Genomic DNA, 25,798 nt, shown 5'->3' with positions numbered 1-25,798 from the left:
CCATGATAGGGCGATGCGTTTAATCGAGCAGGGCCACGCTTTTGATTTGCGCAATTACGGGCTGGCCTTGCTGCAAGCCCAGCTCACGCACCGACCGTGCCGAGACACGTGCCAGCAAGGTGGTGCCACCGGCTTGCAGCGTCAGCATGACATGGCCTGGGCTGTCTTCGCGCAGCGCAGTGATCGTGGCTGCCACGCGGTTCAAAATGCTGCTGCCGTTGGGCGTTTGCAGCGCAATGCTCACATCGCGTGCCAGCACGCGCAAACGTACAGATTCACCATGGGCACGTTCAGAGGCGCCGCTGATAAACAGTTCACCCCGGTCAAAGTTGACTGTGCTGAGGTGGTCTTGCGCGTCGTAATGACTGATGTGGCCTTGCACCAAGCTGGCGGCATCGGCTGCGGGGCCCATGGGGTGATCGCGCTGGGTGAGGAGGGTGGCGGTATCACCCTGACTGACCACGCGGCCGGCCTCCAGCAGCACAACATGGTGGGCCAAACGCGCCACCTCGTCTTGCGAGTGGCTCACGTAGAGCACGGGAATATCCAGATTGCGCTGCAGGCGCTCCAGATACGGCAGTACCTCGGCTTTGCGCTGGGCGTCGAGTGCAGACAGGGGCTCATCCATCAGCAGCAGCTGGGGGCTGGTGGCTAAAGCGCGCGCAATCGCAATGCGTTGGCGTTCACCGCCAGACAGTGTGGAAGGGCTGCGTTCCAGCAGATGGCCAATGCCCAGCAGTTCCACCGCTTGCTCCAATTGCACTTTGCGGCGCGCGGGTGGGGTGCGCTTGAGGCCATATTCCAGATTGGCGCGGGCGCTCAGGTGCGGGAACAGGCTGGCTTCCTGGAACACATAACCCAAAGCACGTTGGTGTGTAGGCAGCCATTGGCGCAGTCCATCGTCTTGCCAGATTTGCCCATTCACCACGACGCGGCCTTTGGCGCGCTCCAGCCCTGCCATGGCGCGCAAGCAGGTGGTTTTTCCGCAGCCAGAGGGGCCAAACAAGGCGGTGATGCCGTGGCCGGGCAGGCGCACATCTATGTCCAGGGCAAAACTATCGCGCTGCACATGGAGCTTCGCTTCGATCATGCGCGGGGCTCCTTCGGTTGTAGCCAGTGCAGCAGCATCAGCACGATAAAGCTAAACACCACCATACCGCCGGCCAGAATGTGGGCGTTGGCGTACTCCATGGCTTCAACGTGGTCGTAAATTTGTACAGACACCACGCGGGTAACGCCGGGGATGTTGCCGCCAATCATCAGCACCACGCCAAACTCCCCCACGGTGTGGGCAAAGCTGAGTACCGCCGCGGTGATAAATCCCGGGCGTGCCATGGGCAGCACCACGGTAAAGAAACGGTCGAGCGGCCCTGCGCCCAGCGAGGCGGCCACTTCCAGTGGGCGACGGCCCAAGCTTTCAAAGGCGCGTTGCAGCGGCTGTACGGCAAACGGCAGCGAGTAAATCAACGAGCCGACGACCAAGCCGGGGAAGGTGAAAGGCAAACGGCCCAAACCCAGCCATTCAGTGAACTGGCCGACAGGTCCGTTGGGCCCCATGGTGAGCAATAAATAAAAACCGATGACCGAAGGCGGCAGCACCAACGGCAGCGACACCACAGCGCTGATGGGCCCTTTGGCGCGGGAGGTGGTGTGCGCCAGCCACCATGCCAGCGGTGTGCACAGCGCGAGCAGCAAGAAGGTGGTGACGGCAGCCAGCTCCAGCGTCAGTGTGATGGCGGCCCAATCTTCGGTAGACAGAATGCCCAAGGTATTTGAAAGAATAAGTGAGCTGCTTACGCAGACAAAACAAGCACTTCAGCACGAAATCATGCTGAAGTGCTTGTGGATTAAGCGCTGGGTGCTTTAGAAACCGTAGCCGTAAGAGCTGATGATGGCACGGGCTTTGTCGCCCTTCAGGTAGGTCATCAACGCCTTGGCGGCTTCGTTGTCCTTGGCATTGTTCAACACAATCGCGTCTTGGCGAATGGGTTCATGCATCTCGGCGGGGACAATCCACGCCGAGCCGGACTTGATCTTGCCATCTTCCATGACTTGCGACAGCGCCACAAAGCCCAGCTGCGCATTGCCGGTGGCGGCGAACTGGTAGGTCTGGCCGATGTTCTCGCCCTGAACAAACTTGGGCTTGATGGTCTCCAGCAAGCCCATCTTGGTCAGCGTTTGCTCTGCAGCCAGGCCGTAAGGCGCCAGCTTGGGATTGGCAATAGCGATGTGCTGGAAGTCATTCTTCTTCAGCACTTCACCCTTGTCATCGACATAGCTCGCATCCTTGCTCCACAGCACCAGTTTGCCAATCGCATAGGTAAAGCGCGAGGCTGCGTCGCCCTTGCCTTCTTTAGCGATCTTCTCGGGGGTGGTGTCGTCCGCCGCCAGCAACACGCCAAACGGGGCGCCGTTGTTGATCTGGGCGTAGAACTTGCCGGTGGCACCAAACGACAGCTCGGCTTTGTGGCCGGTGTCTTTGGCAAATTCCGCCGCAATCTTTTGCATGGGGGCGGTGAAGTTGGAGGCCACGGCCACCGAGATGGTTTCGGCGTGGGCAGCGCCCGCCAACAGAGCAGTTGCTAGCAGGCTGGCACGCAGAACAGGAGGGGTGAACATAAGCGCTATTCCTTTTGTGAATAGCGAAAGTATAGCCCTGAGCGTGGCAACCCTGCTGGGCTTGGCGGCATGATGCAGGCATGGCCAAGCATTCTTCCGACCCCGACACTCCTGCGGCAGACCCCACCGCCCCAGTCCCACCCACGCTGATGCAGGCGTTGGGCCATCCGTTGTCGGACCGTCGGCTACAAGTGCTGCGCGCGCTGGGGGAGTGTGGTTCGATCTCGCAAGCTGCCCGCGCCGTGGGTGTGAGCTACAAGGCCGCCTGGCAGGCGATTGACACCTTGGGCAATCTGGCCGGTGTGCCGGTGGTCGAGAAATCCGTGGGGGGCGCGGGTGGCGGTGGCGCCAAACTGACCAGTGCCGGACAGGAGCTGTTGCGGGCCGCGCAGGCCATGGCCCAGGCGCGTGGCGTGGTGCTGCAGCAGTTGCAGTCGCCTGTGGCCGTGCAGCGGCTGGGTATTCAGACCAGCATGCGCAACCAGTGGCCGTGCGTGGTGCAGCAGGTGGATCTGGCAGGCCCTCTGGCGCGCGTGCATGTGCACAGCGTGCACGGCAGCTTGCAACTGGCCGCGCGCATCACGGCAGAAAGTGCGCAGTTGCTGGGGTTGCAGCCGGGAATGCCGGTGCTGGCCATGTGCAAGGCCACAGCGGTCACCGTCGATGCTGCCCGCAGTGCCGCGCTGCCCGCTGCCAACACCTGGAATGGCAAAGTCCGCCGCGTGACCTCGGGTGCCATTGGCGATGAAGTGGCCGTGCAGATGGCCGACGGCGTGCAATGGGTGGGGTTTGCCAGCGCCGAAAGCGGTCTGCGGCTCGGTGCCGAGGTGGGCGTGCACATGCCCGAGTCTGCGGTGGTGCTGGCGTTGGAAGGCTAAATACACCTGCTATTGATCAATATCAGCGGAATAAGGCATATTGCGGGGAATAGTGTCCAATCGTTAAAAGAATGGACGCAATCTCAGGGTTATCACGGTGATCCCCGCCACACGGCCCTTGGCTTTTTGCCACAATAAGCACCCAATGGAGTGGTGAGTGCCTGCATGTCGCAGGCAGATCTGAAAGAACAACAGCAGTGAGCATTTTTGATCGCTTGATTTCGACATTCACAGGCAGCGAAGAGGCCGCAGCCCCTGTGCCTGCCAAAAAAACCAACGCGGAAACCGAAGGCGAAACCAAGCGTTCCCGTTTCATGGGGCGCGAAGGCGTGGAGCCCGAGTCTGCCGCCGTGGTGGAAAAAGGCCTGGTGGACGGCCCGACCCTGATCTGGCTGCACGTGCAACCCACCACCCAGCGCTTGCTGCTGGTGCCGGAGTTGGGTGTGGCGGAGGGAGAAGAGCTGAACCCCACGATGATGGCCGACCTGCACCGTGCAGGCCTGTGCGAAGAAGTGGCCTACCACGCAGGCTACGACCAGTACTGGAAGATGCCTGCGCAAGAGGCGATTTTGCGCACCCCTTCGCTGTATGAAATTCCCACGCCGCCACTCAATCGCATGAAGCTGGAGACGCGCTTGGTCAAGCAGGGCGAGCCCCGGGGCTTTTGGATGCATGTGCGCATCCGTGCAGCTGAAGAGTTGCAGCTGCATGCCGAGGAATAAGCCAAGCAGTGGCTTGTCGTCAAACCCAAAGCGCCTCACCCTGAGGCGCTTTTTTCATGCCTAGCGCAGGCTGCCGGTCACGGGCAGCCCGCTGAGCAGCGGCCACTGCGTGCGCTGCACAAAGCTCTGGTAGTCCATGGGGCGGGTGATGGCGGCATCGGCACGGTTGGCCAGCACATAGGCCCAGGCACGCTGGCCGGCTTCGTCGTAGACCAGTTTGAACAGGTGGCTGGGTATCCAGACCGCATTGCGCCCAAGGGTCTGTGTTTGCCCCTCGTGCAAGGTGCCGGAGAACACATACACATTGCCGCTGGCCCGCAGTACGTACTTGCGGGTATCGGCCTCCAGCTTGGACCACAGCTTGCGGTTGTGCGTGGGGTTTTGCGGCACCATGTTGCTCAGCGCAAAAGACTGGGCCATGGCGTGCGCCGTGGGCTGGTTGGCGGCGGCGGCCAGGTGGCCCCGGTCAAAACCACTGCCCTGGTAATCGGCCAAGGCTGCGCGCTGGGCTTCGGGGATGCGGGTGTCGGCGTAGAACTGGTCGGTGCGCTCAAGCCCGGCGGCATTTTGCAGACGCTGGCGACTGAGTTTTTCCACCACCACCATGGGGGTCTTAGTCAGCCCGGAATAGAGCACGGCAAAGGCATCCGAGCACAGGGCCAGCGGAGCCCATTGCGTGCTGATCACAGCCACTTGCAGCGGGCGCTGGGCCGGAAACTGGTCGGCACAGGCGGCAAATGCCCCTGAGGCAGCCGGGGTGTCAGGGAAACTAGCGGGTGCAGGCACGCGCGGCAGGGCGGCGGTTTGCTCGCGAATGACTTCGGTCGCAGTCCCCGTGAATGCATCGCGGATCTGGCGCACGCGCTCGCGCAGTGCTTGCAGCCACTGCTGCGATGTGGCGCTGAGCATGTGCTCCGGCGGCTCCAGCAACAGGTTCAGCGGCTGAATGGGCTGGCTGAGGATGGCATTGCCAAAGATGGCGCCCCAGACAAAACAGGCCATACGGCTGGTCAGGCGCTGGCGCAATTGGCGCAGCCAAGTCACAGGAGGGAGAGATTTCTTCTTACGCGTAGCCATGGAACATGCAGGTCAGCCGCTGTCTGCTAGCGGGCTGATAGCATGCAACGCTTGAATTCTAAGGCTGACTGGCTGTTTTGGTTGTCAAAAACTGTATGTAGATACAGTTGTTTGCGCAGAGGTGCGAAAGAATTGCGGGTATTTACGGTGTTTGGGAAAAGTGGCCCCAAAAATGTGCATATAATTGTGGCTTAGCGGCTGTAGCTCAGCTGGATAGAGTACTTGGCTACGAACCAAGGGGTCGTGGGTTCGATTCCTGCCAGCCGCACCAAACGACAAGCCTCAGAACTGAAAAGTTCTGAGGCTTTTTCGTTTGGGGCTTACTGTTTACCAGCGCAGGGGGCGGCCCTTCGCGCGCCAAGGCCCATGTCCTTGGTTATGCCGGTGGCGCTGCCTGCGGAAGGCGCAGCGTGAAACAGGCGCCTTGCCCCACTGCGCTGTGCACCACAATGCGGCCTCCGTGCTGCAGCGCCGTGGCATGGACATAGGCCAAGCCTAGGCCGGTGCCCTGAATGTTGCTGGCCTCGTGCTGCTCCTGGCGGGCAAAGGGTGCAAACAGGCGCTCCTGCTCCTGCGGGCTGATGCCTTCGCCTTCATCACGCACACTGATGCACCAGTGCTGCCCTTCCAGGGTCAGGCTGCAGTAGACCGTACCCTCCACCGGGCCGTACTTGATGGCGTTGCTGATCAGGTTGACGCAGGCACGGCGCAGCATGCTGGCATCTCCCAGCACCCAGGCTTCTTGTTCCTGGGGCATCCATTCCAAGGCCACAAACCGCTCGTTGGCCGCGGCCCAAGTGTCATCCAGGGCTTGGTCAATGATGCTGCCCAGCTCGACAGGCAGGTGCTGGGCCACGGTGTTCTGCGCCCGGGCCAGGTGAACGAAGTCATCGGCCAGTGCCAGCCCATTGCGGGCATAGCGCTGAATGCGCTCCAGCAGGATGGGGGAGATGGTGTGGGCGCTGCTGCACTCGCTTTCTGGGGCAAAGTGCTGCTCCATTTCGATCACGGTGAGGATGGCGCCGATGGGGGCTCGGATGTCGTGCGAAATAAAGTGCATGGCCTGGTCGCGCTGGGCCATGGCCTGGCGCAGGTCGCTGATGTCCACCAAGCTCACCAGCCAGCCGGTTTGCCCGGCCACGGTAAAGGGCTGGCTCAGCATCAGCAGGCTGTTTTTGTGCAGATCAATGCCTTCGCGCTGCACGGCCTGGTTCAGCGGTGGTGGGTTCTGCGGATCCCACAGCGGGTGCAGGCTGCCGCGCTCCATCGCCCCTTCCAGCAACTGTGCCACGGGCTGGTTTTCCTGCAGCGTGCGCCCCAGGCTTTGGGCGTAGCGGTGGGCGGCGCTATTGGCCAGCAAGACCTGGCCCTGGCGGTTGCAGGCCAGGGTGGGCGAGGGCAGCTGCAGCAAGGTTTCGGTCACAAACTGGTGCAGTTGGCGCAACTGCTGTGAGGCTTGCTCCACGGCGGCAATGCGGTGCTGCAAAAAGTCACCACTGGCGCGTGGGGCAGGGCTGTCGGGATGCAGACCCTGAATGCGCAGCCCCTGCATTTCCTGGTTCAGAAAGCGTGCGGCGGCATTGAGGCGGCGCCAGCTCCACAGCGGGTAGGCCAGCATCAACACCACCACGGCTGAAGCAGGGCTGAAGGTGGTGTGCCACAGAGCGGCCGCTGCAATCTGCATGCACACCGTCAACACCGCCAGCAACACGCAGGTGAGCAAGGCGGCAGAAGGGCCCAGCACCGCCAGTGCAGCCAGCCCCAATATGACGGGGATGGCATTGAACACATGGTTGGCCCAGGGGCTGGCGCTGGCCACATGCGCGCCTTGCAGCGCACCGCTGAGGATGTGGCCCAGCAATTCCACGCTGTAGCTGGCGCCTGCGGTGGCGCCGTTGGGCGTGCTCAGCATGCTACCCAAGCCGGTGGCGGCGGTGCCGATGATGACGTGCTTGTTGCGAAAGGCGCTGGCGGGAATATGGCCGCGCAGCACATCAATGTAGGAGTACATGGTGAACGGCGGCGTTCCTTGCGCAAAGGCCATGTGCATGCCGTCCTGGCGCTGCCAGGGACCGTGCGGTGGCGCCGTCTTGTCGCTGGAGCTGGCGCAGCCCACGCGTGTGGGCTGGCTGACGCAGAGCATGGACAAGCCCATGTGCAGCCAGGGATGGGGGCCGACCCCTTCGTGTGCAAAAAAGCTGCGCACATTGCCATCTTCATCGAGTGGCAGCTGTACATGCCCCAGGCGTGCAGCCGCTTGCGTGAACATGGGCAGCGGCAGGCTGGCGGTTTGATCACCAAAACCACGCACCACAGGCAGCACCACGCGCCCGCTGAGCGCGATGCTTTCGGCCAGCACCAGATCGTCTTCGGGGTAGTCCAGGTCGGGCTCGGACAGCAAAAAGTCTACGCCAATCGACTGGGGCTGGCCGGCGCTGATCTGCTGGATCACGTGGGCATGCAAAGCGCGGCGCCATGGCCAGCGGCCAATGCGGCCCAGGCTGCGCTCATCGGCCACGACCAAAATGACATCGGGCGAGGCTTCGTGTTGCTGCAGGCGCAGCGACAGGTCTTGCAACCACAGGTTGGCGCGCGACAACTGCTGTGGCCCAGAGAGCCAGAGCACGAGGACCAGCAGGCCCAGGGACATCAGCAGCCATTCGAGGGACAGTGAGCGTTTCATGCCGTGCCCTCAGCTAAATAGTGAGCAGCTTGCGCTCGATGCTCCTTGCTTTCCAAATGAAATACATTGGAAAACCAGCTTGATCGTGCGCTACATGCTCACTTTTTCTCATGAACTCAGTCGTGCTCAAGGCCCAGACCAAAGCCGGAGTTGACGGGGGCGCCAGAGCCGTCGTTCACCAGATCCAGCACTTGCACGCTGCGCGTGGGGGAAAAAGCGCTGAGCAACCCGGACGGGTCTTGCACCTGGATGCGGACATGCCAGGTGCCTGCGGGCAGGCCCGCCGCCGTCCAGCGCGGGGTCTCCAGCATGGTGTCCAGCACCGGCTTGGCGGTGTCTACGCCATCGGGGCTGGCAAAGGCCTGCAGGCGAAAGCGCTGTGCAGGCTCGCCCACCCAGTAGATGGTGGACAGGCCAGCATGCATCTGCACTTGCACATCGTCCAGCGACAGCGTTTTGGGTTTGGGCGCAATGCGAAACACGTGGGCGGGGGCAAATGGTCCGAGGTCTTCCTGGCCGCGCACGGTGCGCACACTGGCTGCACGCCAGGCATAGGCGCCGGCAGGCAGAGCATTCAAATCCAGGCTGCACGCGGGGCTGACGCTGTGCAGCAGCGGCGTGGCAAAGGCCGAAGCCGGTGCGGGCGCTTCCACGCTGGGCAGCGCAATCAGCTGGTGGCGGTAGTGGCTGACGCCATCCACCGGGGTGCACTGCAGCTGTGCTTCGCCCTGCGGCAGCACGCCCGCAGGTGCAGGCGCTTGCGCCAGCGGGGGCACGGGGTGCGCCTTCACGCGCAGCGGGGCGGTGGCAGGCATGCCGCTGATGCCCTGGCTGTCGACGGCGCGCACATGCAAAAAGTAGCGGCCATCGGCCACGGCGACAAAGCGTGCAGCTGGCCCTGTAAACACACCGTTGCGCAGAATGTGCTGGCCACGTTCGTCTTGGCTGATGCTGACGCGCCAGGCCTGGGCTTTGTCCCAGGCGGGCAAGGGCAGATGCAGCCATTGCGCATCTTCATTGAGGGCGGGCAGCTCCTGCGTCGTGGCTGCGGGCAGCAGTGCGGTCACAGGCCCGGCCTGGCCAGCGGCAGACACGGCGATGCCGTTGCGTGCAGGTAGCAGGGCGGAAGGGGCTTCCTTATTGGCATCGGCCTGGGCGTGAACGGCCACCACGCCTTTCAGCACGGCAGCGGTGGCACGGCCATCAGGGGTCAGCTGTACATCAAATTCGGTACCGCGCACGCTGGTGGCGGCCACGGGGGTGATGACTTCCAGGCGGCGCTGCGGGTCTGGCTTGCCAGGCACTTGCACCTCCACACCGCCGCTTTGCACTTCCAGCACCGACTGCAAGCTGCCTGCGCGGCCATGCCGTCGCAGCTGATGGAGCTGTAGCTGCGACTGGGCCTGCACGCGCACCGTGCTGCCATCTGCCAGCTTGACGGTGACAAACGCCTGGGGATCAAGCTCCAGGCGGTCGCCCTCTTGCAAGGGCATGCCACGCGTGACGGTTGTGGTGGTGCCACTGCGCTGCAGGTTGGCGCTGCCCTGCACGTAGTCCACCGAGGCGGAGGCGCTGCGCATCAGGGGCAGCGGAATCTCCAGCAGGGAGCCGGGGCGCAGCCGGTAAGGGCTGGCCACACGGTTGTGGCTTTGCAGGCTGGGCCACAGTGTGGCGTCACCCAGGTATTTCTGCGCCAGATGCTCCAGCGTATCGCCCACACGTACCTGGTGGGTCAGGGTGGTGTGGGGGGCGAAACGGGACTGCGCCGAGGCGGTGGCAACCGTCATCGCGCAGGCCAGCAGGATCAGAGAACTGGGTGTGCAAAGGGGGGCAGCAAAGTGGCGCATAGGACTGGGGTGTAGGAACGCTAGTGCTCGTGGCTATCGAGGCGGTAACCCAAACCGTACACCGCTGCAATGGAGTACGTATTGCCGGGGCGCAACTGAAGGATCTGACGCAGGCGGGAGACGTGCGTATCCAGCGAGCGCGAGAGCACTTCGGAGTTCTGACCCCAAACGGCTTCGCGCAAATGGTCACGCGACATCAGGCGCCCGGTGTTTTGAAACAGCAGCATGGCCAGCGCAAATTCACGGTAGGTGAGCGTGAATTCCTTGTTCCCAAAAGCCACACTCAACGCCGAGCGCGTGAAGGTGTAGGGGCCAAAGCTTTGCACATCGTCGGTGCACTGCGGGTAGGCGCGGCGCAGCAGGGCCAGTATGCGGGCCTTGAGTTCTGCCACGCGCAGGGGCTTGGTCATGAAGTCATCGGCACCGCACTGCAGGCCTTCGACGATGTCGCTTTCTTCGCTGCGGTGGGTGATGAACAAAATGGGTAGCCCGGGGTCCAGGTGCTCTCGTGCCCAGCGAATGACTTCGAGGCCGCTGGTGTCCGGCAGCTCCCAGTCAACAATGAGCATGTCGAAGGTTTCGCGGCGCAGGTCTTGCAGACAGGCATGGCCTGTCTCATAGAGACGGCAGGAATGCCCCATCTCTTCGGCGACACGCTCCATCATGTCGAGTTGCAGTCGATCGTCATCCAGAACGGCAATGCGCATGCAGACGGCTCCTTCTCTTTATCTGGCTGTGTCGCTATCTTAGTTAGGCCTTGGCTGCTTCTTGCAACGTGTGCAGCGCTTGCGCCACAGCATCTTGCGAGATGCCTTGCGCCAGTTGCAGCACAGCAGCCATTTCCGTCAAGGCGCTGGCGCCTTGCTGCTGCAGCTGCGCAATGTGCTGCCCTGCCAGCTTGGGTTGCTCAAACCCGGTGCTTTGCAGCAGCAGCTGGCCATCGGCCGCCATGAACTTGAAATAGAACTTGCCGTCGGATTCACGGTATTGCTTGAAGCTGGGCAGCGCTACTTTGGCCGCTTTGGCCTTCTTGGCACCGCTGTCCTGGCTGGCCAGGCTGCGCAGGCCCACGGCAGCACGCAGCTTGGTGATGAAGGGGCGGCTCAGCGCGCGGGCACGCTCAGCGCCAATTTGCAGGGCTGCTTCCACTTTCTCAGGGTGGGCCATCAAGTCTTCATACAGCGCACGCTTGGGGGCAATCTCTGCATCGATGCGCTCGAACAGCATGTGCTTGGCATCACCCCAGCCAATGCCATCGGCAAAGGCCTGGCGCATGGCGGCGGTCTCGGCTTCGGTGGCAAAGGCCTGGTACAGCTGGAACAGGGCCGATCCTTCGGTGTCTTTGGGTTCGCCGGGCGCACGCGAGTCGGTCACGATACCGCCGATCAGCTTCTTGAGCTGCTCGCGCGAGGCAAACAGCGGGATGGTGTTGTCGTAGCTCTTGCTCATCTTGCGGCCATCCAGGCCGGGCAAGGTCGCGACGTTTTCTTCAATCGCAGCTTCTGGCAGCACAAAGTGCTCGCCGTACAGGTGGTTGAAGCTGGACGCCATATCGCGCGCCATTTCAATGTGCTGGATCTGGTCGCGCCCCACGGGCACCTTGTGGGCGTTGAACATCAGGATGTCAGCGGCCATCAGCACGGGGTACATGAACAGGCCCGCATTCACGCCATCGTCCAGGTCCTTGCCAGCTTCAGCGTTCTTGTCCTGCGATGCCTTGTAGGCGTGGGCGCGGTTGAGAATGCCTTTGCCGGTGACGCAGGTCAGAAACCAGTTCAACTCGGGGATCTCTGGCACATCCGACTGGCGGTAGAAAACGACTTTGTCCGGATCCAGGCCGCAAGCCAGCCAGCTGGCTGCAATCTCCAAGGTAGAGCGGTGCACGCGCGCGGGGTCCTGGCACTTGATCAGTGCGTGGTAGTCCGCCAGAAAGTAAAAGCTCTCCACGTTGGCGGTCTGGCTGGCGGCTACGGCCGGTCGAATGGAGCCCGCATAGTTGCCCAGGTGTGGGGTGCCAGAAGGGGTAATGCCAGTCAGAAAGCGGGTGGTGCTCATATCTCAAACCAATGGGGAAGAAGGGTGGCCGTGCCTGCAGCACAGCTGGTGAAGTGTTTAGCGCAAGGCTGCAAGCAGGGGCTGAATGATAAAGTCGATAGCGCTGTAACCAATGTTTACAAGCGGTTGCAGCCAAATGGTGCCGACGATCCCAAACAGAACCAGCGCCAGGACGATAAAGAAGCCATACGGCTCAAGGCGCGAGAAAACGATCGCAGCCCGGGTGGGAAGCAAGCCTGCCACGATGCGGCCACCGTCCAGCGGTGGCAGCGGGAAGAGGTTGAAGGCCCACATGACCAGGTTGACCAGCACGCCTGCGCGCGCCATTTCCAGGAAAAAGCGCTCGTTGGTGCCCGTGACGACCAGCAGTACCAGCACCACGGCCCAGAGAATGGCTTGCAAAAAGTTGGAGGCCGGGCCTGCCAGGGCCACCCAGATCATGTCGCGCTTGGGGTGGCGCAGATTGCCAAAGTTGACCGGAACGGGCTTGGCATAGCCAAACAGGAAGGCCCCTGAGGTCGAAAAATACAGCAGCAGCGGCATCAAAATCGTGCCGATGGGGTCAATGTGCTTGATCGGGTTGAGCGTGATGCGCCCGAGCATGGAGGCAGTGTGATCCCCGAAATAGCGCGCGGCATAGCCGTGGGCAGCTTCATGCACCGTGATGGCAAACAGCACGGGCAAGGCATAGATCAGGACGGTTTGAATGAGATCGTTCACCCGGTGATTGTCGCAAACATCGTTGGGGCTGTCTTATCTGGGGGCGTGGTTACAGGCCGAGTGTCTGCAGCGTGCCCGCACCTTGGCGCAGAACCAGGGGGGCATCTCCGGTGGCCATGGGGGTCAGGTCGAGCACTGTGGTGGGCTCCAGCGGGCATGCCCCAGCATCCACGATGGCATCGACCTCGTGCTCAAAACGTTCGCGAATGGCTTGGGCATCGTTCATCGGCGTTGTTTCGCCCGGCGCGATGAGCGTGGTGGCAAGCAGGGGTGCACCGTGCAGCTCCAGCAGCATTTGGGTGCCCTTGCGCTGGGGAACGCGCAGACCGATGGTCTTGCGCGATGGATGGCTGACGCGGCGTGGCACTTCCTTGGTCGCATCCAGAATGAAGGTGAAGGGCCCGGGCGTGCCCAGCTTCATGAGCCGGTATTGCTTGTTGTCGACCACCGCGTAGTTGGCCAGCTCTGACAAGTCGCGGCACAGCAGCGTCAGATGGTGCTTGTCGTTGACTTGGCGAATGCGGCGCAGCCGGTCTACGGCATGTTTGTCATCGAGCTGGCAAACCAGGGCGTAGCTGGAATCCGTCGGAATGGCCAGGACCCCGCCTTTTTGCAAGATGGTGACGGCCTGCTTGAGCAGACGTGGCTGCGGGTTTTCGGGGTGAATTTCAAAGTACTGGGCCATGGTGCGTCCTTTGCTGGGGCTGCATGCATTGTGCGCGTGGCACCACTTTACGCCTAGCTGGCCGCCGCCTTGCAGATGCGTGCTTGCAGCAGCTCCCAGACGCCGGGGACTCCTGGTGGATCGGCAGGCAAGCCACCCAGATCCATCTTGGATTCCTTGGGGCTGTGGAAATCACTGCCGCGCGAGATGGCCAGGCCCAGCTCTTTGGCCAAGGCGGCATAGCGTGGAAACTCGTGCGCTGCATGGCTGCCGGTGACTGCCTCGACGGCCTGGCCGCCATAGGACTGGAAGCTGCTGAAAAACGCATATTCCTCGGTATGGCTGAACCCGTAGCGTGCAGGGTGGGCAATGACGGCCACGCCATGCGCGTCGGTGATCCAGCGCACGGCGTCTTCCAGCGAAGTCCAGCGCTGGGCCACATAGCCGGGTTTGCCTTCAACCAGAAAGTGCTTGAAGACTTCGTAGGTGTCTTTGCATACCCCGGTTTCCACCAGAAAACGCGCGAAGTGGGTGCGGGAAATCAGGGCGGGATTGCCCACGTAGGTCAGCGCACCCTCGTAGGCATTCGGAATGCCAGCTGCCGCCAGCTGGCGGCCCATCTCCTGGGCGCGTGGGCCACGGTTGTGGCGCAGCGTGTGCAGGCCTTGCTGCAGCGCCGTGTTGGCTGGATTAAAGCCCAGCCCCACGATATGCACGGTGGTGTTGGCAAAGCTGACGGAAATCTCCACCCCGGTCAGAAAGTCCATGCCCAGTGCCTGTGCGTTGGTCTGTGCCTCCGGCAGACCGGCAATTTCATCGTGATCGGTCAGTGCCCACAGTGTCACGCCATGGCTTTGAGCACGCTGTGCCAGGGCTGCGGGTGTGAGCGTGCCATCCGAAAACGTCGAGTGGCAATGCAGATCTGCGTGAAAAGGATGAGGCATAGAAAAAACAGAATCCGCGGGCGCAGCCAGGGACTCGAAAAGTCTGAAAGATGCGACGGATTGTTAACTGGGTTTGAGTTCCCGCAAGAAGCGTCGGGTTGGTTGTTCGCATTTTTTGACACTTTTAGATACTGGGAGCACCGCTGGTCGGGAGAGGGAAAGCACCTTGCGCGGCTTCTGTGAGACGCAGGGTGCTTCATCCACCGGGGCACGGTGTTGCGCCGGGCCATTGTCATCAGGGTTAGCGAGAGCAGCTGCCGCTGAGCGGCAGTGAAAAAATGGAAAAGCCTCTCAGTTGCAGTGCAGCAAGAGGCGGTGGCGCAGGGAGGCTGTGCCGCCCATCAGTGAGACAAAGTCAGGAAATAGCTTGCTGCAAACAGCAAGAACAATAAGTTCGAGGGAGCCATCATGCGTTTGAATAACCTGCCTGTTGCGTACAAGCTGTGGGGTGTGGTGCTGGGGTCTATGGCCTCCATGCTGCTGCTGGCATTTGCCTTGACAACGCTGGCAGAGCAACGTGCCAGTGAGATGAACCTGAAGACGCAGCAAGTGGATCTGCGCATAGCCACCACCATGCGCTGGAGAGCGCTAACGGAGCTGACGGTCGAACGCGTGGTGGTCAGCGCCATGTCGTCGGAAGCCCAGCTGGTGCAAGAGATGAAAGAGCTGGGTGCCAAAGGCATTGCCGGCGTGAGCGAGCTGCAAAAGCAGGTGGAGGCGCTGGCCGAAACCGAGCAGGAAAAGGCGCAGCTGACCAAGGTGGGCCACAACCGCGCGCAGGCCCTGGCGGCGGTGGCCAAGATCAACCAGGAGCGCGATTCGGGCGATGTGCTGCAGGCCATGGACACTGCTGTCAACCAGTTGCGCCCTGCAGTGGCCGTGTATGTGCAGTCGCAGGAGGAGTTGCTGAACCTGCAGGAACGCATGCGCAGCGATATGCGTGAGCAGGCCATCGTCCAGCGCCAGCAGTCGTACTGGTGGGTGGGCGGGATCTGTTTGCTCGTGGTGCTGGTGGGCGTGGTGCTGGCGGGCATGATTGTGCGTTCCATCACACAGCCGCTGGACCGGGCGGTGAACCTGGCCGACACCATTGCATCCGGTGATTTGACCGTCGATGTGCACGATGACCGCAAGGATGAGCTGGGGCGCTTGCTGCGCAGCCTCAGCGAAATGACGCATAAGCTGCGCTCTGTGGTGGGTGAAGTGCGCAGCGGTGTGGAATCGGTGTCTTCCGCCGCCAGCGAGATTGCGACGGGCAACCACGATCTGTCGGCACGCACCGAGCAGACGGCCGCCAACCTGGAAGAAACCGCCGCCAGCCTGGAAGAGCTGACCGCGACGGTCACCCAGTCTGCCGACACATCGCGCCAGGCCAACCAGCTGGCCAGCACCGCCGTGCAGGCGGCCGAGCGGGGCGGCGAAGTGGTCAAGCAGGTGGTGCAGAGCATGGAGCAGATCAACCACTCCAGCCGCAAGATCAGCGACATCATCGGTGTGATCGATGGGATTGCCTTTCAGACCAACATTCTGGCGCTGAACGCCGCCGTGGAAGCCGCGCGCGCCGGCGAGCAAGGCCGTGGCTTTGCCGTGGTGGCTGGTGAGGTGCGCAGCCTGGCCGGGCGCAGCGCCGAAGCGGCCAAGGAAATCAAGACCCTGATTACCGACAGCGTGCAGAACGTGGACATTGGCTCCAGCCAGGTGGCCCAGGCGGGCGAGAGCATGCAGGAAATCGTGGCCAGCGTGCGCCGTGTCACGGATTTGATCGGTGAGATCAGCGCCGCAGCCAATGAGCAGCACGATGGTTTTGCACAGGTGAATCTGGCCGTGAGCAATCTGGATCAGATGACCCAGCAGAATGCGGCCCTGGTTGAGGAGTCCAGCGCAGCCGCCATGGCGATGAATGAGCAAGCCCAGCGCCTGTCCGAGGTGGTGGCCGTGTTCAATGTAGGCAGCGCAGGGTTCAATGCGGTGGTAGCGAGCACGCCCGCTACCGTGCGCGCGGCGGCCCCTGCCAAGCCAGGGAAAGTGGTGAAAACACCGGCATCGCTGGGACGCACGTCCGCTGCGCCGGTCAAGCCGGCGGCTGCCCTCCCTGTGGCTGCAGCACCTAAGGCTGCGGTCGCGCCAAAACCCGTGGCCACGACGGCTGCTGCTGACGATGAATGGGAAAGCTTTTAAGCCCAGTCATCGCCATCAACGGTTGAGCGACTGAAGGGAGGCGCTTGCCAGTGGCGGCGTGCTGCTGGATGACTCCCGGTGCACAGCGGTTCTGCTGGCGCACTGCGACAAAAGCCAAGGCCTGCATTGCAGGACTTGGCTTTTTTAGGAGCGTTCAGCGCTTGTGTGGCAAGGGTTTCAGCGCAAATAGAGGCTCAATTTTGCGTGCTAGGGCCTAGGCGCAAGGCGCCAGTGCAGCATCCGCATGCACGGACTTAAAAGCTCTCCCAGTCATCTTCGGCCGCAGGCGCTGCGGTCTTGGCGGTGCCGGGAGCCTGGGGTGGCAAGCTGGGTTGGCGCGCAGCAGGCGCGCGCGGTGCGCTGGCAACGGCGGCCGTACGGGTAGCCGTTGCCGCCTTGGGGGCTGGGCGCGTTGGCACAGCCGCAGGGGCTGCCGTGGCTGCGGGCGCGGTGCGCATGGCTGTGCTGCGGTCTGTCAGCTGAAACACGCCTGCAGCCTGTACCAAAGCCTGTGCCTGCTGGCTGAGGCTGTTGGCCGCTGCCGCCATTTCTTCTACCAGGGCTGCGTTTTGTTGGGTGGTCTGGTCCATCTGGGTGATGGCCTCGCCCACCTGGGCAACGCCCTGGCTTTGTTCCTGCGATGCGGCACTGATTTCGCCCACGATGCCGTTCACACGGCGGATGGCACCCACCACTTCGGTCATGGTGGCACCTGCTTTGTCGACCAGCTGTGTGCCTTGCTCCACACGCTGCACGCTGGCGGTAATCAGGGTTTTGATCTCCTTGGCCGCTTCGGCGCTGCGCCCGGCCAGGCTGCGCACCTCACCGGCGACCACAGCAAAGCCCCGGCCTTGCTCACCGGCGCGCGCGGCTTCCACGGCGGCGTTCAGCGCCAAGATGTTGGTCTGGAAGGCAATGCCGTCGATCACGCTGATGATGTTGGCAATCTTGTGGCTGCTTTCGTTGATGTCCTTCATGGTGTGCACCACTTCGGCCACCACGGCACCACCTTCGGCGGCCACGGTGCTGGCACTGGAGGCCAGCTGGTTGGCCTGGTGTGCGTTGTCGGCGTTTTGGCGCACGGTGGCGCTGAGCTGCTCCATCGCCGCTGCCGTTTCTTCCAGCGCGCTGGCTTGCTCTTCGGTGCGGCTGGACAGGTCGGTGTTGCCTTGCGAAATCTGGGTGCTGGCGCTGGCCACGCTTTCCGCATTCGCACGCACGCTGGAGATGATGGTCGAGAGATTGCCCTGCATGTGCTGCAAAGCGGCCATCAGTTCGGCCAGCTCGTCACGGCCTTGGGCCTGAATGGGTTGCGTGAGATCGCCTTCGGCAATCTGTGCGGCGCTGCGCACGGCCTGCTGCAAGGGGCTGCTGATTGAGCGGCTGAGCAACACGGCGGCGCTCACCCCGAGCAGCACGGCGAGGATGGCTGCCGCAATCAGCAGGGAGCGACCTTGGTCGGCGTTGCTGATGGCTTGCGTCCGTGCAGCGTCGTGGAAGGCTTGCTGACGCTGCACAAAACTATCCAGCGCTTGCAAATAGGCGTTGGACAGCGGCGTCAGCTGGCGCTCCAGTGCATCGCTGACATCTTCCCCGGTGGCGCGGCGCTTGAGCAGTTCGGCACGCGGGTCGCGGTAGGCGGCGCGGGCTTTGTCAATCTCGGCCAGCATCTGGCGGCCCAGGTCGGTGGTGACCAGTGTTTCCACGATTTTGCGTTGGGCGTTGACGCTGTCCGAGGCTTTATCCATCTCGGCCTGCCACTGCGGCAGGTGCTGGATGTCCGAGTCGAGTACCGCGGCACGTGTGCGGACCCAGTTCAGCTCAATGCCGGAGCGCCACTGCTGCGCTGCGCTCAGGCGCTCGCTGTCGGTAGTGGTCAGCTGGGTGGTGATGCTGGCCAGCTCCTGCAAACGCCAGATGCCAATGCCGCCCATGAGGACGGTAATCAGCAGCACCAGGCCGAAGGAGAGTGCAAGTCGGGTGCCAACCCGCAAGTGATTGAGATGCATGAAAAGATTCTTGGATGGAGTGTTGCACTGCAACAAAAAAGTGTAGCAACATTTGCTTACCTTCCATCGGCGGAAATATGCGGAATAACCCCGGATGTTGCGATCTGCTTGCCGTCGCGCTGGGGCATGTAGATGGGCGTCGCTGTGGACCACCGGCAGCGCCGCGATGCTGCGGCTGTGCGGTGTGCGGCTGTGCTGTAGGGATTGAGGGTGAAAATAGCTGCTAGCACAGGTGCAGAAAGCGCTAGCAGCTATTGATTTTGAAAGCGCCTAGCCCTCTGTGCCTTCCACCAGAAACTGCACTTTGCGCTCGCCCCGGAATTCGTTGATGTCCAGGCGAAAAGCCATGTGCACCCATTCGGGCAACGGCTCGGTGCGGCCAAACCAGATGCCGTCCACCACATCGCCACGGTGGCGCAGCTGCAGCTTCAGGTGCTTCTCGCCCACCAAGCGCTGGGAAACGATTTCCACGTCTTCGCTGAACGTGGGGTAGGCAAAGCCCTGGCCCCAGACTTCCAGGTTCAGCTGCTCCACGACTTCCGACTGGCGGAACGCGGGGTCCAGCGGGCCGTCGGTTTCCACGCAACGGGTCAGCGTTTTGGCATCCAGCCACTCCTGCGCGACCTGCGCAAAGGCTTGCTCAAAGGTGTGAAAGTGCGCTTCCGCAATCGTGCAGCCTGCCGCCATGGCGTGACCGCCAAAGCGCAGCAGCACGCCCGGGTGGCGTTTGGCCACCAGATCCAGCGCATCGCGCAGGTGAAAACCGGGGATGGAGCGGCCCGAGCCCTTGAGCTCGTGCGCTTTGCCATCGGCTTGGCTGGCGGCAAACACAAAAGTGGGGCGGTGCAGCCGGTCTTTGACGCGCGAGGCGACGATGCCGACCACGCCTTCGTGAAAGTCCGGATCAAACACGCTGATGGCCGCTGGTGGCGTGACACCGTCTTCAAACAGCTCATCGGCCAGCGCAAAGGCCTGCACGCGCATGCCGGACTCCATCTCCTGGCGGTCGCGGTTGATGCTGTTGAGCTGGCGTGCCAGCTCCAGGGCCAGGGCATCGTTGTCGGTCAGCAGGCATTCGATGCCGATCGTCATATCGGCCAGGCGGCCAGCGGCGTTGATGCGTGGCCCCAGCGCAAAGCCAAAGTCGGAGGTGGCGGCCAGGCGGTATTCACGCCCGGCGGCTTCATACAAACCGCGAATGCCCGCTTGCATATGGCCTTTGCGGATGCGCTGCAGCCCTTGTGCCACCAGGCGGCGGTTGTTGGCATCGAGCTTGACCACGTCGGCCACGGTGCCCAGGGCCACCAGGGGCAAGAGGGTGTCCAGCTTGGGTTGGTTGCCAGCATCGAACACGCCGCGCGCGCGTAGTTCGGCACGCAGGGCCAGTAGCACATAGAACATGACACCCACGCCCGCCATGGCCTTGCTCTCGAAGGTGCAGCCGGGCTGGTTGGGGTTGACCATGGCGTGGGGCGTGGGCAGCGTGTCGCCGGGCAGGTGGTGGTCGGTCACCACCACGGTCAGGCCCAGGTCCATGGCTTCAGCCACACCGGCCAGGCTGCCAATGCCGTTGTCCACGGTCAGCAGCAGCTCATGGCCTTGCGCGTGCACGCGGCGGGCGATGGGGGCCGAGAGGCCATAGCCATCGGTGATGCGGTCGGGCACTTCGTAGGTGACGTGCTGCGCACCCAGCATGCGCAGGCCGCGCACGCCGACGGCGCAGGCGGTGGCGCCATCGCAGTCGTAATCGGCCACGATGCAGATGCGCTTTTGCATGGCCAGCGCATCGGCCAGCACGCATGCGGCTTCCTGAATGCCTTTGAGGCCTGAGGGCGGCAGCAACTTTCCCAGGCCCGTATCCAGCTCGGCCGAGGATTGCACGCCGCGCGCCACGTACAGGCGTGCCAGCAGAGGGGGGATGCCCGATTGCACCAGGGCTTGGACGGTACTTTCGGGAATCTCGCGTTCAATAATCTTCATAGCGCTTGGTGCAGGCCAGCAAAGCGCTGGGGGCTGAAATAGTTCTTGATTTTCTCGCGCAGCGTGCGGCGCTGGGTGGTGAAGCTGCGCACATGGCGCTCACCGCAGAAGGTGACGGTGGCTGTGCCACCGAGCTGCACATGGGCTAGCACCTGGGCGACCGGGCCGGCATCGGCGGCCAGCCAGGCGGCTTTCCAGGCGGGCCAGTCCTGGCGCAGTGCGGCTTGGCGCAGGCTGTCCACCAGTTGCAAAGGGGCCACTTTTTGCAGCGTGCGTGCAGCCTGCAGCGCTTCGGCACTGAGCTGGCCAGCGCCATGCAGCCAAAACGCGTTGATGGGGGGCAGGCCGCGTTCGCTGCGCTGGGCGTTGAAGCGGTGGTTGTACAGCAGCATCTGCACCTCGCTGTGCAGGCGTTGCAGGGTGCGGGCGGCGGCCGCTTGGGGCAGCCACGGCGTGACATCGCGCAGCAGCACGCGGTCCAGCGAGGCGGTGTCCAGCCCCTGCAGCAGGGCGCCCGAGATGCGCCAGCGTCCTGCGTCCACCATCTCCAGCTGCAGGCCATCTTCGGCAAACCACGGCTGCAGCACGGCCAGCAGGGCCTGGGCATCGGCCATTTCCAGCGGGAGGGTGGCGGGGTCGTCCATGCGGACCTGATCGGCACCGGCGGTCCAGTGGCACAGCGTCATCCAGGCACAGGGCTGGGGCGCTGCATCAGTCTGTGCCAGCGCAGCCCAGGCAGGCGTCTGGGTATGCAGCCCCCAGGCGTGGGCCACGGCACGTTCGTGCGGGGGAATGGGGTGGTCCACCGTGCCTTCATCCACATGGCTGGGGCTGAGCAGGGGCAGCAGCTGTGCCAGTTGGGGCAGGGCCAGATCTTGCAGTAGGTGCTGGCAGCTGTCGTCCAGCAGCGCGGCATAGGGCAGGATCAGGTGCTGGTGGCGGGCCGTGCCGCCAGGCAGGGCGAACGGCAGAGGGAAAACGGGCAGGGTGGGGGACGGCATAGCCCTGTATTGTCCCTAAACCGCAGAGCGGTCGTCGGCGCAGTATGACAAGACAGCCTTCGCGCCAATGCCACAATGCTGCCCACGTATGAAAATTCCCTACGAACTTGTTCTGGGCTGGCGCTATACGCGCGCTGGCCGCGCCACGCGGCGCAATGGTTTCATTTCCTTCATCTCCGGGGTGTCCATGCTGTGCATGTCGCTGGGGGTGGCGGCGCTCATCATCGTGATCAGTGTGATGAACGGCTTTCAAAAGGAAGTGCGCGACCGCATGCTCAGCGTGGTCTCGCACATCGAGATTTTTGCGCCCAATGGCCAGGCCATGCAGGACGTGGACACGACCATGCTGCAGGCCAAGAAGCACCCCGAGGTGATCGGGGCCGCGCCGTTTGTGGCCGCGCAAGGCTTGATCGCCCGTGGCGAAGACATGAAAGGCGCCATCGTGCGCGGCATTGACCCGGCGCGCGAAGGCGAGGTCACCGATCTGGCGGCCACGAACGCCGAGGTGCTCAAACAGCTGACGCCCGGCACCTTCAACATCGTGCTGGGTCAGGAGCTGGCCCGCCAGATGGGGGTGGGCGTGGGCGATACCGTCACCCTGATTGCCCCGAGCGGCCAGGTCACCCCTGCGGGCGTGGTGCCGCGCCTGAAGCAAATGCACGTGGCGGGCACGTTTGATTCGGGACATTACGAGTACGATTCGTCCATGGTCATGCTGCACTACGAGGATGCGCAGCGCATCTTCCGCCTGGAAGGCCCCACGGGCATTCGCCTGAAGCTCAAAGACCTGCACGAAGCGCCGCGCGTGGTGCAGGAGCTGTCGGGCATGATCACCGAGTTTCTGTACCTGCGTGACTGGACGCAGCAAAACAAGACGTGGTTTGCCGCCGTGCAGGTGGAAAAACGCATGATGTTCATCATCCTGACGCTGATCGTTGCCGTGGCGGCGTTCAACCTGGTCTCCATGCTGGTGATGACGGTGACCGACAAGCGCGCTGACATTGCGATTTTGCGCACCCTGGGCGCTTCGCCCTCGTCCATCATGGGTGTGTTCATGGTGCAAGGCGCCATGGTGGGCGTGATCGGCACCTTGGCTGGTGTGGCGCTGGGGCTGGTGGTGGCGCTGAACATCGACGTCATCGTGCCTGCGATTGAGCATGCGCTGGGGGCCAGCTTCCTGCCCAAGGACATCTATCTGATCAGCAAAATGCCCAGCGATCCGCAAAGCAGTGACATTGTGCCAATCGCCATCATTTCCCTGGTTTTGGCCTTTGTGGCCACCATCTACCCCAGCTGGCGTGCCAGCCGCGTGAACCCTGCGGAGGCATTGCGCTATGAATAAGCAAGTTGTGCTGGAGGCGCGCGGCCTGTCCAAGCGCTTTGAAGATGGGCACCTGAACGTGCAGGTGCTGCAGGATGTGGGGCTGCAGGTGCATGCGGGCGAAACCTTAGCGATCGTTGGTGCCTCGGGTTCGGGCAAGAGCACGCTGCTGCATTTGCTGGGCGGGCTGGATCTGCCCACGCAGGGCAGCGTGGAACTGCTGGGTCAGCCCATGCATGCGCTCAGCCCCAAAAAACAAGGGGTGCTGCGCAACCAGCACCTGGGTTTTATTTACCAGTTTCACCACTTGCTGCCCGAGTTCAGCGCGCAGGAAAACGTGGCCATGCCGCTGCGCATTCGCCGTGACACGGCCGAGCAGGCCATGGCGCAGGCCGTGCAGATGTTGCAGGCCGTGGGCCTGAAGGAGCGCATGGCGCACCGCCCGGCCGAGCTATCTGGCGGCGAGCGCCAGCGCGTGGCGATTGCGCGTGCGCTGGTCACGCAGCCCGCCTGCGTGCTGGCCGATGAGCCCACGGGCAATCTGGACCGCGGCACCGCCGACAGCGTGTTCGCGCTGATGCTGGAGCTGGCCCGCAACCACGGCACCGCCTTTGTGATGGTGACGCACGACGAAAGCCTGGCCGCCAAATGCGACCGCGTGGTGCGGCTGGTGAAAGGCCAGTTGGCCATATAAAAAAAGGAGCTGTCTGCGCTTGCTTTGACTGGTTTTGACAATGAATCGATGTTGATTGCCAGACTGCACGAGCGCTAGCTGCTATTTTTTATGACAAGCTGGATCGATACCCATTGCCACCTGGATGCGTCCGAGTTCGACTCGGACCGCGACGCCGTGCGCGCTGCAGCCCGCGTGGCAGGGGTGGGGCATCTGGTGATTCCTGCCGTAGACCGCGCGCACTGGCGCACCGTGATTGCGCTGGCGCATGCCTATGGCGACAGCTACGCACTGGGCATTCATCCGCTGTACACGCCGCAGGCGCAGGAGGCCGACGTGGCGGCGCTGCGCACGCTGCTGCACGAGGTGCGCGATGACCCGCACTTGGTGGCGGTGGGTGAAATTGGTCTCGATTTTTTTGTGCCCGGTCTGGATGCGCAGCGGCAGATCTGGTTTTATGAGCAGCAGATTGCGCTGGCGCGTGAGCTGGGGCTGCCCGTGATCTTGCATGTGCGCAAAAGCAGCGACCGGCTGCTCAAAACTCTGCGCGCCCAGCCCGTGGTGGGCGGTATTGCCCATGCCTTCAATGGCAGCGCGCAGCAGGCGCAGGCGTTCATCGACCTGGGTTTCAAGCTTGGTTTTGGGGGCGCTGCCACGTATGACCGCGCACTGAAGTTGCGTGCGCTGGCGGCGACCTTGCCGCTGGAGAGCATCGTCATGGAAACCGATGCCCCCGACATTCAGCCGCACTGGATTTACACCACGGCCGAAGACCGCGCCGCAGGCCAGCCACAAGGGCGTAACAGCCCTGCAGAGTTACCGCGCATTGCCCAAGAGGTGGCGGCGCTGCGTGGCATGGGCTTAGATGCGCTGGCGCAGGCCACTGGGGTCAACGCCCGCAGCGCCTTGCGTGGCTTGCCAGCCTGGCCTGTGTTTTGACATGTTTGATGCCTTTAGCCTAGGTGTGGACTGCGCTGAAAGCTATGGTTTGTGAAAACTCTACCTCCGGCAGGCAGCATGCGTTTGCCCGCACAATGCCCAGCCATGACGCTGGTTGATGCAGAAACTTCGTTGCGCTTGCAAGGGCTGCCCCCGGTGGCCGATGCACGCACGCGCCTGGTGATTTTGGGCAGCTTTCCCGGCGTGGCCTCACTGCAGGCGCAGCAGTACTATGCGCACCCGCACAACAAACTTTGGCCCATTCTGGCGGCCTTGTGGCCGCAACATCCGCAGCCCGATCGCTCGGATTACGCCGCGCGCTGCGACTGGCTGCTGGCACGTGATTTGGGGCTGTGGGATGTGTATGACAGCTGCGAGCGGCTTGGCAGCCTGGACAGCGCCATTCGCACCCCGCAGGTCAATGACTTTGCCGCGCTGCAACGGCGTTGCCCGCAGCTGCAGGCTGTGGCGCACAACGGTGGCGAAAGCTACAAGCACGCTGGCAAGCTCGAAGGTTTGGGGTTGACAGTGTACAAGCTGCCTTCCACCAGCCCGGCCAACGCCGCCATGCGCTGGGACGATAAGCTGAGTGCGTGGCGCACAGTGATGCAGGCCGCAGGCCTTTTACCGATACAGAAAGATTGATCCGTGGCAGCACGCAAGAAAATTTCCACCGATCGCACGGAAGAAGACATGCCGCAAGTGAGCGTGTCGGACGATGGGGTGGCCCGCTATCTGCACCTGGGCACGCCGTGGGTGCAGGGCTCCATGAACCTCAAGAAGCCGTTTGATATCGATCTGGAATACGTGCAGCGCATGATGGCGTGGCTGCTGTTTGTGGAGCCCGAAAGCCTGCCCGAACGGCAGGCCGTGCAGCTGGGGCTGGGGGCTGCCGCGCTGACCAAGTTTCACTACAAGAAGCTGAAGATGCGCACCACGGCCATCGAGATCAATCCGCTGGTGGTCAATATCTGCCGCAGCTGGTTCAAGCTGCCGCCAGACAACGAGCAGCTGGAAGTGGTGCTGGGTGACGCTTCCATGGAAATTCTCAAGGCCCGCTGGCAGGGCGCGGTGGATGCACTGCAGGTCGATCTGTACGACCACAATGCGGCCGCACCTGTGCTCGATAGCGTCGAGTTTTACAGTGACTGCCACAACATGCTCACGCCGGAAGGCTGCATGACCGTGAACCTGTTTGGCCGGGCCTCCAGCTACCAGCGCAGCCTGGACAAGATCAGCGCCGCCTTTGGCGCTGAGAACGTCTGGGCCTTCAAGCCCACCCGTGAAGGCAACACCATTGTGCTGGCACAGCGCGTGGCAATGCCCTTGACGCGCGAGGAGTTGCTGGCGCGTGCTGAGGCCGTACAGACACGCTGGGAGCTGCCAGCCACCAAGTGGCTGAAGGTTTTCAAGCGTGTCGCTGATGACGGGCAAAAGCCCGGGAAGGCAGAGCAAGTACAGTAAGGCTTGGCTTTATCTGCTTGCTGC

At 62.8% G+C, this 25,798-nt stretch carries 22 protein-coding genes and 1 tRNA gene; 9 read left to right on the top strand and 14 right to left on the bottom strand.

The window, feature by feature from the left end; all coding sequences use genetic code 11:
* Window positions 1-19: 19 nt before the first annotated feature.
* The 3 genes from modC to modA form a co-directional block, all read right to left on the bottom strand.
* Window positions 20-1,090: a molybdenum ABC transporter ATP-binding protein gene (gene modC / locus AC27VO_RS09190; RefSeq protein WP_488666395.1), complete on the bottom strand. Its 1,071-nt coding sequence runs from the start codon at window positions 1,088-1,090 to the stop codon at window positions 20-22.
* Complete coding sequence (gene modB / locus AC27VO_RS09185; protein WP_488666394.1) at window positions 1,087-1,767, bottom strand: molybdate ABC transporter permease subunit; 681 nt, start codon at window positions 1,765-1,767, stop codon at window positions 1,087-1,089. Before modB ends, modC begins: the two co-directional genes overlap by 4 nt.
* Before the next feature lie 96 nt (window positions 1,768-1,863).
* Entirely contained in the window at window positions 1,864-2,619 is a 756-nt protein-coding gene (gene modA, locus AC27VO_RS09180; RefSeq protein ID WP_488666393.1) for a molybdate ABC transporter substrate-binding protein, read from the bottom strand.
* Window positions 2,620-2,699: 80 nt separating this feature from the next.
* Between modA and AC27VO_RS09175 the strand changes: the two genes are divergently transcribed.
* On the top strand, window positions 2,700-3,497 hold the full coding sequence (locus AC27VO_RS09175) for a TOBE domain-containing protein (protein ID WP_488666392.1): 798 nt from the start codon (window positions 2,700-2,702) through the stop codon (window positions 3,495-3,497).
* Between the two features lie 197 nt (window positions 3,498-3,694).
* Window positions 3,695-4,219 (top strand): hypothetical protein, encoded by a 525-nt coding sequence (locus AC27VO_RS09170; RefSeq protein ID WP_488666391.1) that lies wholly within the window; start codon window positions 3,695-3,697, stop codon window positions 4,217-4,219.
* 60 nt (window positions 4,220-4,279) lie between these two features.
* Here AC27VO_RS09170 and AC27VO_RS09165 read toward each other — a convergent pair whose 3' ends face one another.
* Window positions 4,280-5,296: a DNA/RNA non-specific endonuclease gene (locus AC27VO_RS09165; RefSeq protein WP_488666390.1), complete on the bottom strand. Its 1,017-nt coding sequence runs from the start codon at window positions 5,294-5,296 to the stop codon at window positions 4,280-4,282.
* Window positions 5,297-5,490: 194 nt separating this feature from the next.
* On the opposite strand from AC27VO_RS09165, the gene AC27VO_RS09160 reads away from it, so the two are divergent.
* Window positions 5,491-5,567 (top strand) — tRNA-Arg (locus AC27VO_RS09160).
* A 105-nt stretch (window positions 5,568-5,672) separates the two neighbouring features.
* On the opposite strand, the gene AC27VO_RS09155 is transcribed toward AC27VO_RS09160, so the two are convergent.
* The 7 genes from AC27VO_RS09155 to AC27VO_RS09125 all read right to left on the bottom strand — a co-directional run bounded on the left by AC27VO_RS09155 (window position 5,673) and on the right by AC27VO_RS09125 (window position 14,209).
* Complete coding sequence (locus AC27VO_RS09155; RefSeq protein WP_488666389.1) at window positions 5,673-7,979, bottom strand: CHASE2 domain-containing protein; 2,307 nt, start codon at window positions 7,977-7,979, stop codon at window positions 5,673-5,675.
* A 116-nt stretch (window positions 7,980-8,095) separates the two neighbouring features.
* Entirely contained in the window at window positions 8,096-9,766 is a 1,671-nt protein-coding gene (locus AC27VO_RS09150; protein WP_488666388.1) for a FecR family protein, read from the bottom strand.
* Between the two features lie 80 nt (window positions 9,767-9,846).
* Window positions 9,847-10,533: a response regulator transcription factor gene (locus AC27VO_RS09145; RefSeq protein ID WP_488666387.1), complete on the bottom strand. Its 687-nt coding sequence runs from the start codon at window positions 10,531-10,533 to the stop codon at window positions 9,847-9,849.
* A gap of 43 nt (window positions 10,534-10,576) precedes the next feature.
* A complete protein-coding gene (locus AC27VO_RS09140; protein ID WP_488666386.1) occupies window positions 10,577-11,881 on the bottom strand; it encodes a tryptophan--tRNA ligase in 1,305 nt (434 codons plus the stop codon).
* A gap of 57 nt (window positions 11,882-11,938) precedes the next feature.
* Complete coding sequence (locus AC27VO_RS09135; RefSeq protein ID WP_488666385.1) at window positions 11,939-12,601, bottom strand: site-2 protease family protein; 663 nt, start codon at window positions 12,599-12,601, stop codon at window positions 11,939-11,941.
* Window positions 12,602-12,650: 49 nt separating this feature from the next.
* A complete protein-coding gene (locus AC27VO_RS09130) occupies window positions 12,651-13,286 on the bottom strand; it encodes an L-threonylcarbamoyladenylate synthase (RefSeq protein ID WP_488666384.1) in 636 nt (211 codons plus the stop codon).
* A 53-nt stretch (window positions 13,287-13,339) separates the two neighbouring features.
* Window positions 13,340-14,209: a PHP domain-containing protein gene (locus AC27VO_RS09125; protein WP_488666383.1), complete on the bottom strand. Its 870-nt coding sequence runs from the start codon at window positions 14,207-14,209 to the stop codon at window positions 13,340-13,342.
* A gap of 408 nt (window positions 14,210-14,617) precedes the next feature.
* On the opposite strand from AC27VO_RS09125, the gene AC27VO_RS09120 reads away from it, so the two are divergent.
* Window positions 14,618-16,387 (top strand): methyl-accepting chemotaxis protein, encoded by a 1,770-nt coding sequence (locus tag AC27VO_RS09120; protein ID WP_488666382.1) that lies wholly within the window; start codon window positions 14,618-14,620, stop codon window positions 16,385-16,387.
* A gap of 254 nt (window positions 16,388-16,641) precedes the next feature.
* Here AC27VO_RS09120 and AC27VO_RS09115 read toward each other — a convergent pair whose 3' ends face one another.
* The 3 genes from AC27VO_RS09115 to AC27VO_RS09105 all read right to left on the bottom strand — a co-directional run bounded on the left by AC27VO_RS09115 (window position 16,642) and on the right by AC27VO_RS09105 (window position 21,377).
* Complete coding sequence (locus tag AC27VO_RS09115) at window positions 16,642-18,396, bottom strand: methyl-accepting chemotaxis protein (protein WP_488666381.1); 1,755 nt, start codon at window positions 18,394-18,396, stop codon at window positions 16,642-16,644.
* A gap of 270 nt (window positions 18,397-18,666) precedes the next feature.
* Window positions 18,667-20,376 (bottom strand): single-stranded-DNA-specific exonuclease RecJ, encoded by a 1,710-nt coding sequence (gene recJ / locus AC27VO_RS09110; protein WP_488666380.1) that lies wholly within the window; start codon window positions 20,374-20,376, stop codon window positions 18,667-18,669.
* Window positions 20,373-21,377, bottom strand: a complete 1,005-nt coding sequence (locus AC27VO_RS09105; protein ID WP_488666379.1) for a phosphoglycerate mutase — start codon at window positions 21,375-21,377, stop codon at window positions 20,373-20,375. Before AC27VO_RS09105 ends, recJ begins: the two co-directional genes overlap by 4 nt.
* Before the next feature lie 88 nt (window positions 21,378-21,465).
* On the opposite strand from AC27VO_RS09105, the gene AC27VO_RS09100 reads away from it, so the two are divergent.
* From AC27VO_RS09100 to AC27VO_RS09080, 5 genes are all read left to right on the top strand, one after another.
* Window positions 21,466-22,719, top strand: a complete 1,254-nt coding sequence (locus AC27VO_RS09100) for a lipoprotein-releasing ABC transporter permease subunit (protein ID WP_488666378.1) — start codon at window positions 21,466-21,468, stop codon at window positions 22,717-22,719.
* Window positions 22,712-23,392: a lipoprotein-releasing ABC transporter ATP-binding protein LolD gene (gene lolD / locus AC27VO_RS09095; protein ID WP_488666377.1), complete on the top strand. Its 681-nt coding sequence runs from the start codon at window positions 22,712-22,714 to the stop codon at window positions 23,390-23,392. Before AC27VO_RS09100 ends, lolD begins: the two co-directional genes overlap by 8 nt.
* A gap of 90 nt (window positions 23,393-23,482) precedes the next feature.
* Window positions 23,483-24,310 (top strand): TatD family hydrolase, encoded by an 828-nt coding sequence (locus AC27VO_RS09090; protein WP_488666376.1) that lies wholly within the window; start codon window positions 23,483-23,485, stop codon window positions 24,308-24,310.
* 105 nt (window positions 24,311-24,415) lie between these two features.
* On the top strand, window positions 24,416-24,955 hold the full coding sequence (locus AC27VO_RS09085; RefSeq protein WP_488666375.1) for a DNA-deoxyinosine glycosylase: 540 nt from the start codon (window positions 24,416-24,418) through the stop codon (window positions 24,953-24,955).
* A 48-nt stretch (window positions 24,956-25,003) separates the two neighbouring features.
* A complete protein-coding gene (locus AC27VO_RS09080) occupies window positions 25,004-25,774 on the top strand; it encodes a class I SAM-dependent methyltransferase (RefSeq protein WP_488666427.1) in 771 nt (256 codons plus the stop codon).
* The last annotated feature ends 24 nt before the right edge of the window (window positions 25,775-25,798 follow it).

This window comes from Comamonas sp. 14P8.1.4, from assembly GCF_057799285.1.
The sequence above is the reverse complement of the archived record's forward strand: the minus strand, read 5'-3'. Positions and strand labels throughout refer to the sequence as shown.

Coding starts and splice junctions, on each gene's coding strand:
- modC (WP_488666395.1), bottom strand. CDS start 1,090: ATGATCGAAGCGAAGCTCCATGTGCAGCGCGATAGTTTTGCCCTGGAC.
- modA (WP_488666393.1), bottom strand. CDS start 2,619: ATGTTCACCCCTCCTGTTCTGCGTGCCAGCCTGCTAGCAACTGCTCTG.
- AC27VO_RS09175 (WP_488666392.1), top strand. CDS start 2,700: ATGGCCAAGCATTCTTCCGACCCCGACACTCCTGCGGCAGACCCCACC.
- AC27VO_RS09165 (WP_488666390.1), bottom strand. CDS start 5,296: ATGGCTACGCGTAAGAAGAAATCTCTCCCTCCTGTGACTTGGCTGCGC.
- AC27VO_RS09155 (WP_488666389.1), bottom strand. CDS start 7,979: ATGAAACGCTCACTGTCCCTCGAATGGCTGCTGATGTCCCTGGGCCTG.
- AC27VO_RS09150 (WP_488666388.1), bottom strand. CDS start 9,766: ATGACGGTTGCCACCGCCTCGGCGCAGTCCCGTTTCGCCCCCCACACC.
- AC27VO_RS09145 (WP_488666387.1), bottom strand. CDS start 10,533: ATGCGCATTGCCGTTCTGGATGACGATCGACTGCAACTCGACATGATG.
- AC27VO_RS09140 (WP_488666386.1), bottom strand. CDS start 11,881: ATGAGCACCACCCGCTTTCTGACTGGCATTACCCCTTCTGGCACCCCA.
- AC27VO_RS09130 (WP_488666384.1), bottom strand. CDS start 13,286: ATGGCCCAGTACTTTGAAATTCACCCCGAAAACCCGCAGCCACGTCTG.
- AC27VO_RS09125 (WP_488666383.1), bottom strand. CDS start 14,209: ATGCCTCATCCTTTTCACGCAGATCTGCATTGCCACTCGACGTTTTCG.
- AC27VO_RS09120 (WP_488666382.1), top strand. CDS start 14,618: ATGCGTTTGAATAACCTGCCTGTTGCGTACAAGCTGTGGGGTGTGGTG.
- AC27VO_RS09115 (WP_488666381.1), bottom strand. CDS start 18,396: ATGCATCTCAATCACTTGCGGGTTGGCACCCGACTTGCACTCTCCTTC.
- recJ (WP_488666380.1), bottom strand. CDS start 20,376: ATGAAGATTATTGAACGCGAGATTCCCGAAAGTACCGTCCAAGCCCTG.
- AC27VO_RS09105 (WP_488666379.1), bottom strand. CDS start 21,377: ATGCCGTCCCCCACCCTGCCCGTTTTCCCTCTGCCGTTCGCCCTGCCT.
- AC27VO_RS09100 (WP_488666378.1), top strand. CDS start 21,466: ATGAAAATTCCCTACGAACTTGTTCTGGGCTGGCGCTATACGCGCGCT.
- lolD (WP_488666377.1), top strand. CDS start 22,712: ATGAATAAGCAAGTTGTGCTGGAGGCGCGCGGCCTGTCCAAGCGCTTT.
- AC27VO_RS09090 (WP_488666376.1), top strand. CDS start 23,483: ATGACAAGCTGGATCGATACCCATTGCCACCTGGATGCGTCCGAGTTC.
- AC27VO_RS09085 (WP_488666375.1), top strand. CDS start 24,416: ATGACGCTGGTTGATGCAGAAACTTCGTTGCGCTTGCAAGGGCTGCCC.
- AC27VO_RS09080 (WP_488666427.1), top strand. CDS start 25,004: ATGCCGCAAGTGAGCGTGTCGGACGATGGGGTGGCCCGCTATCTGCAC.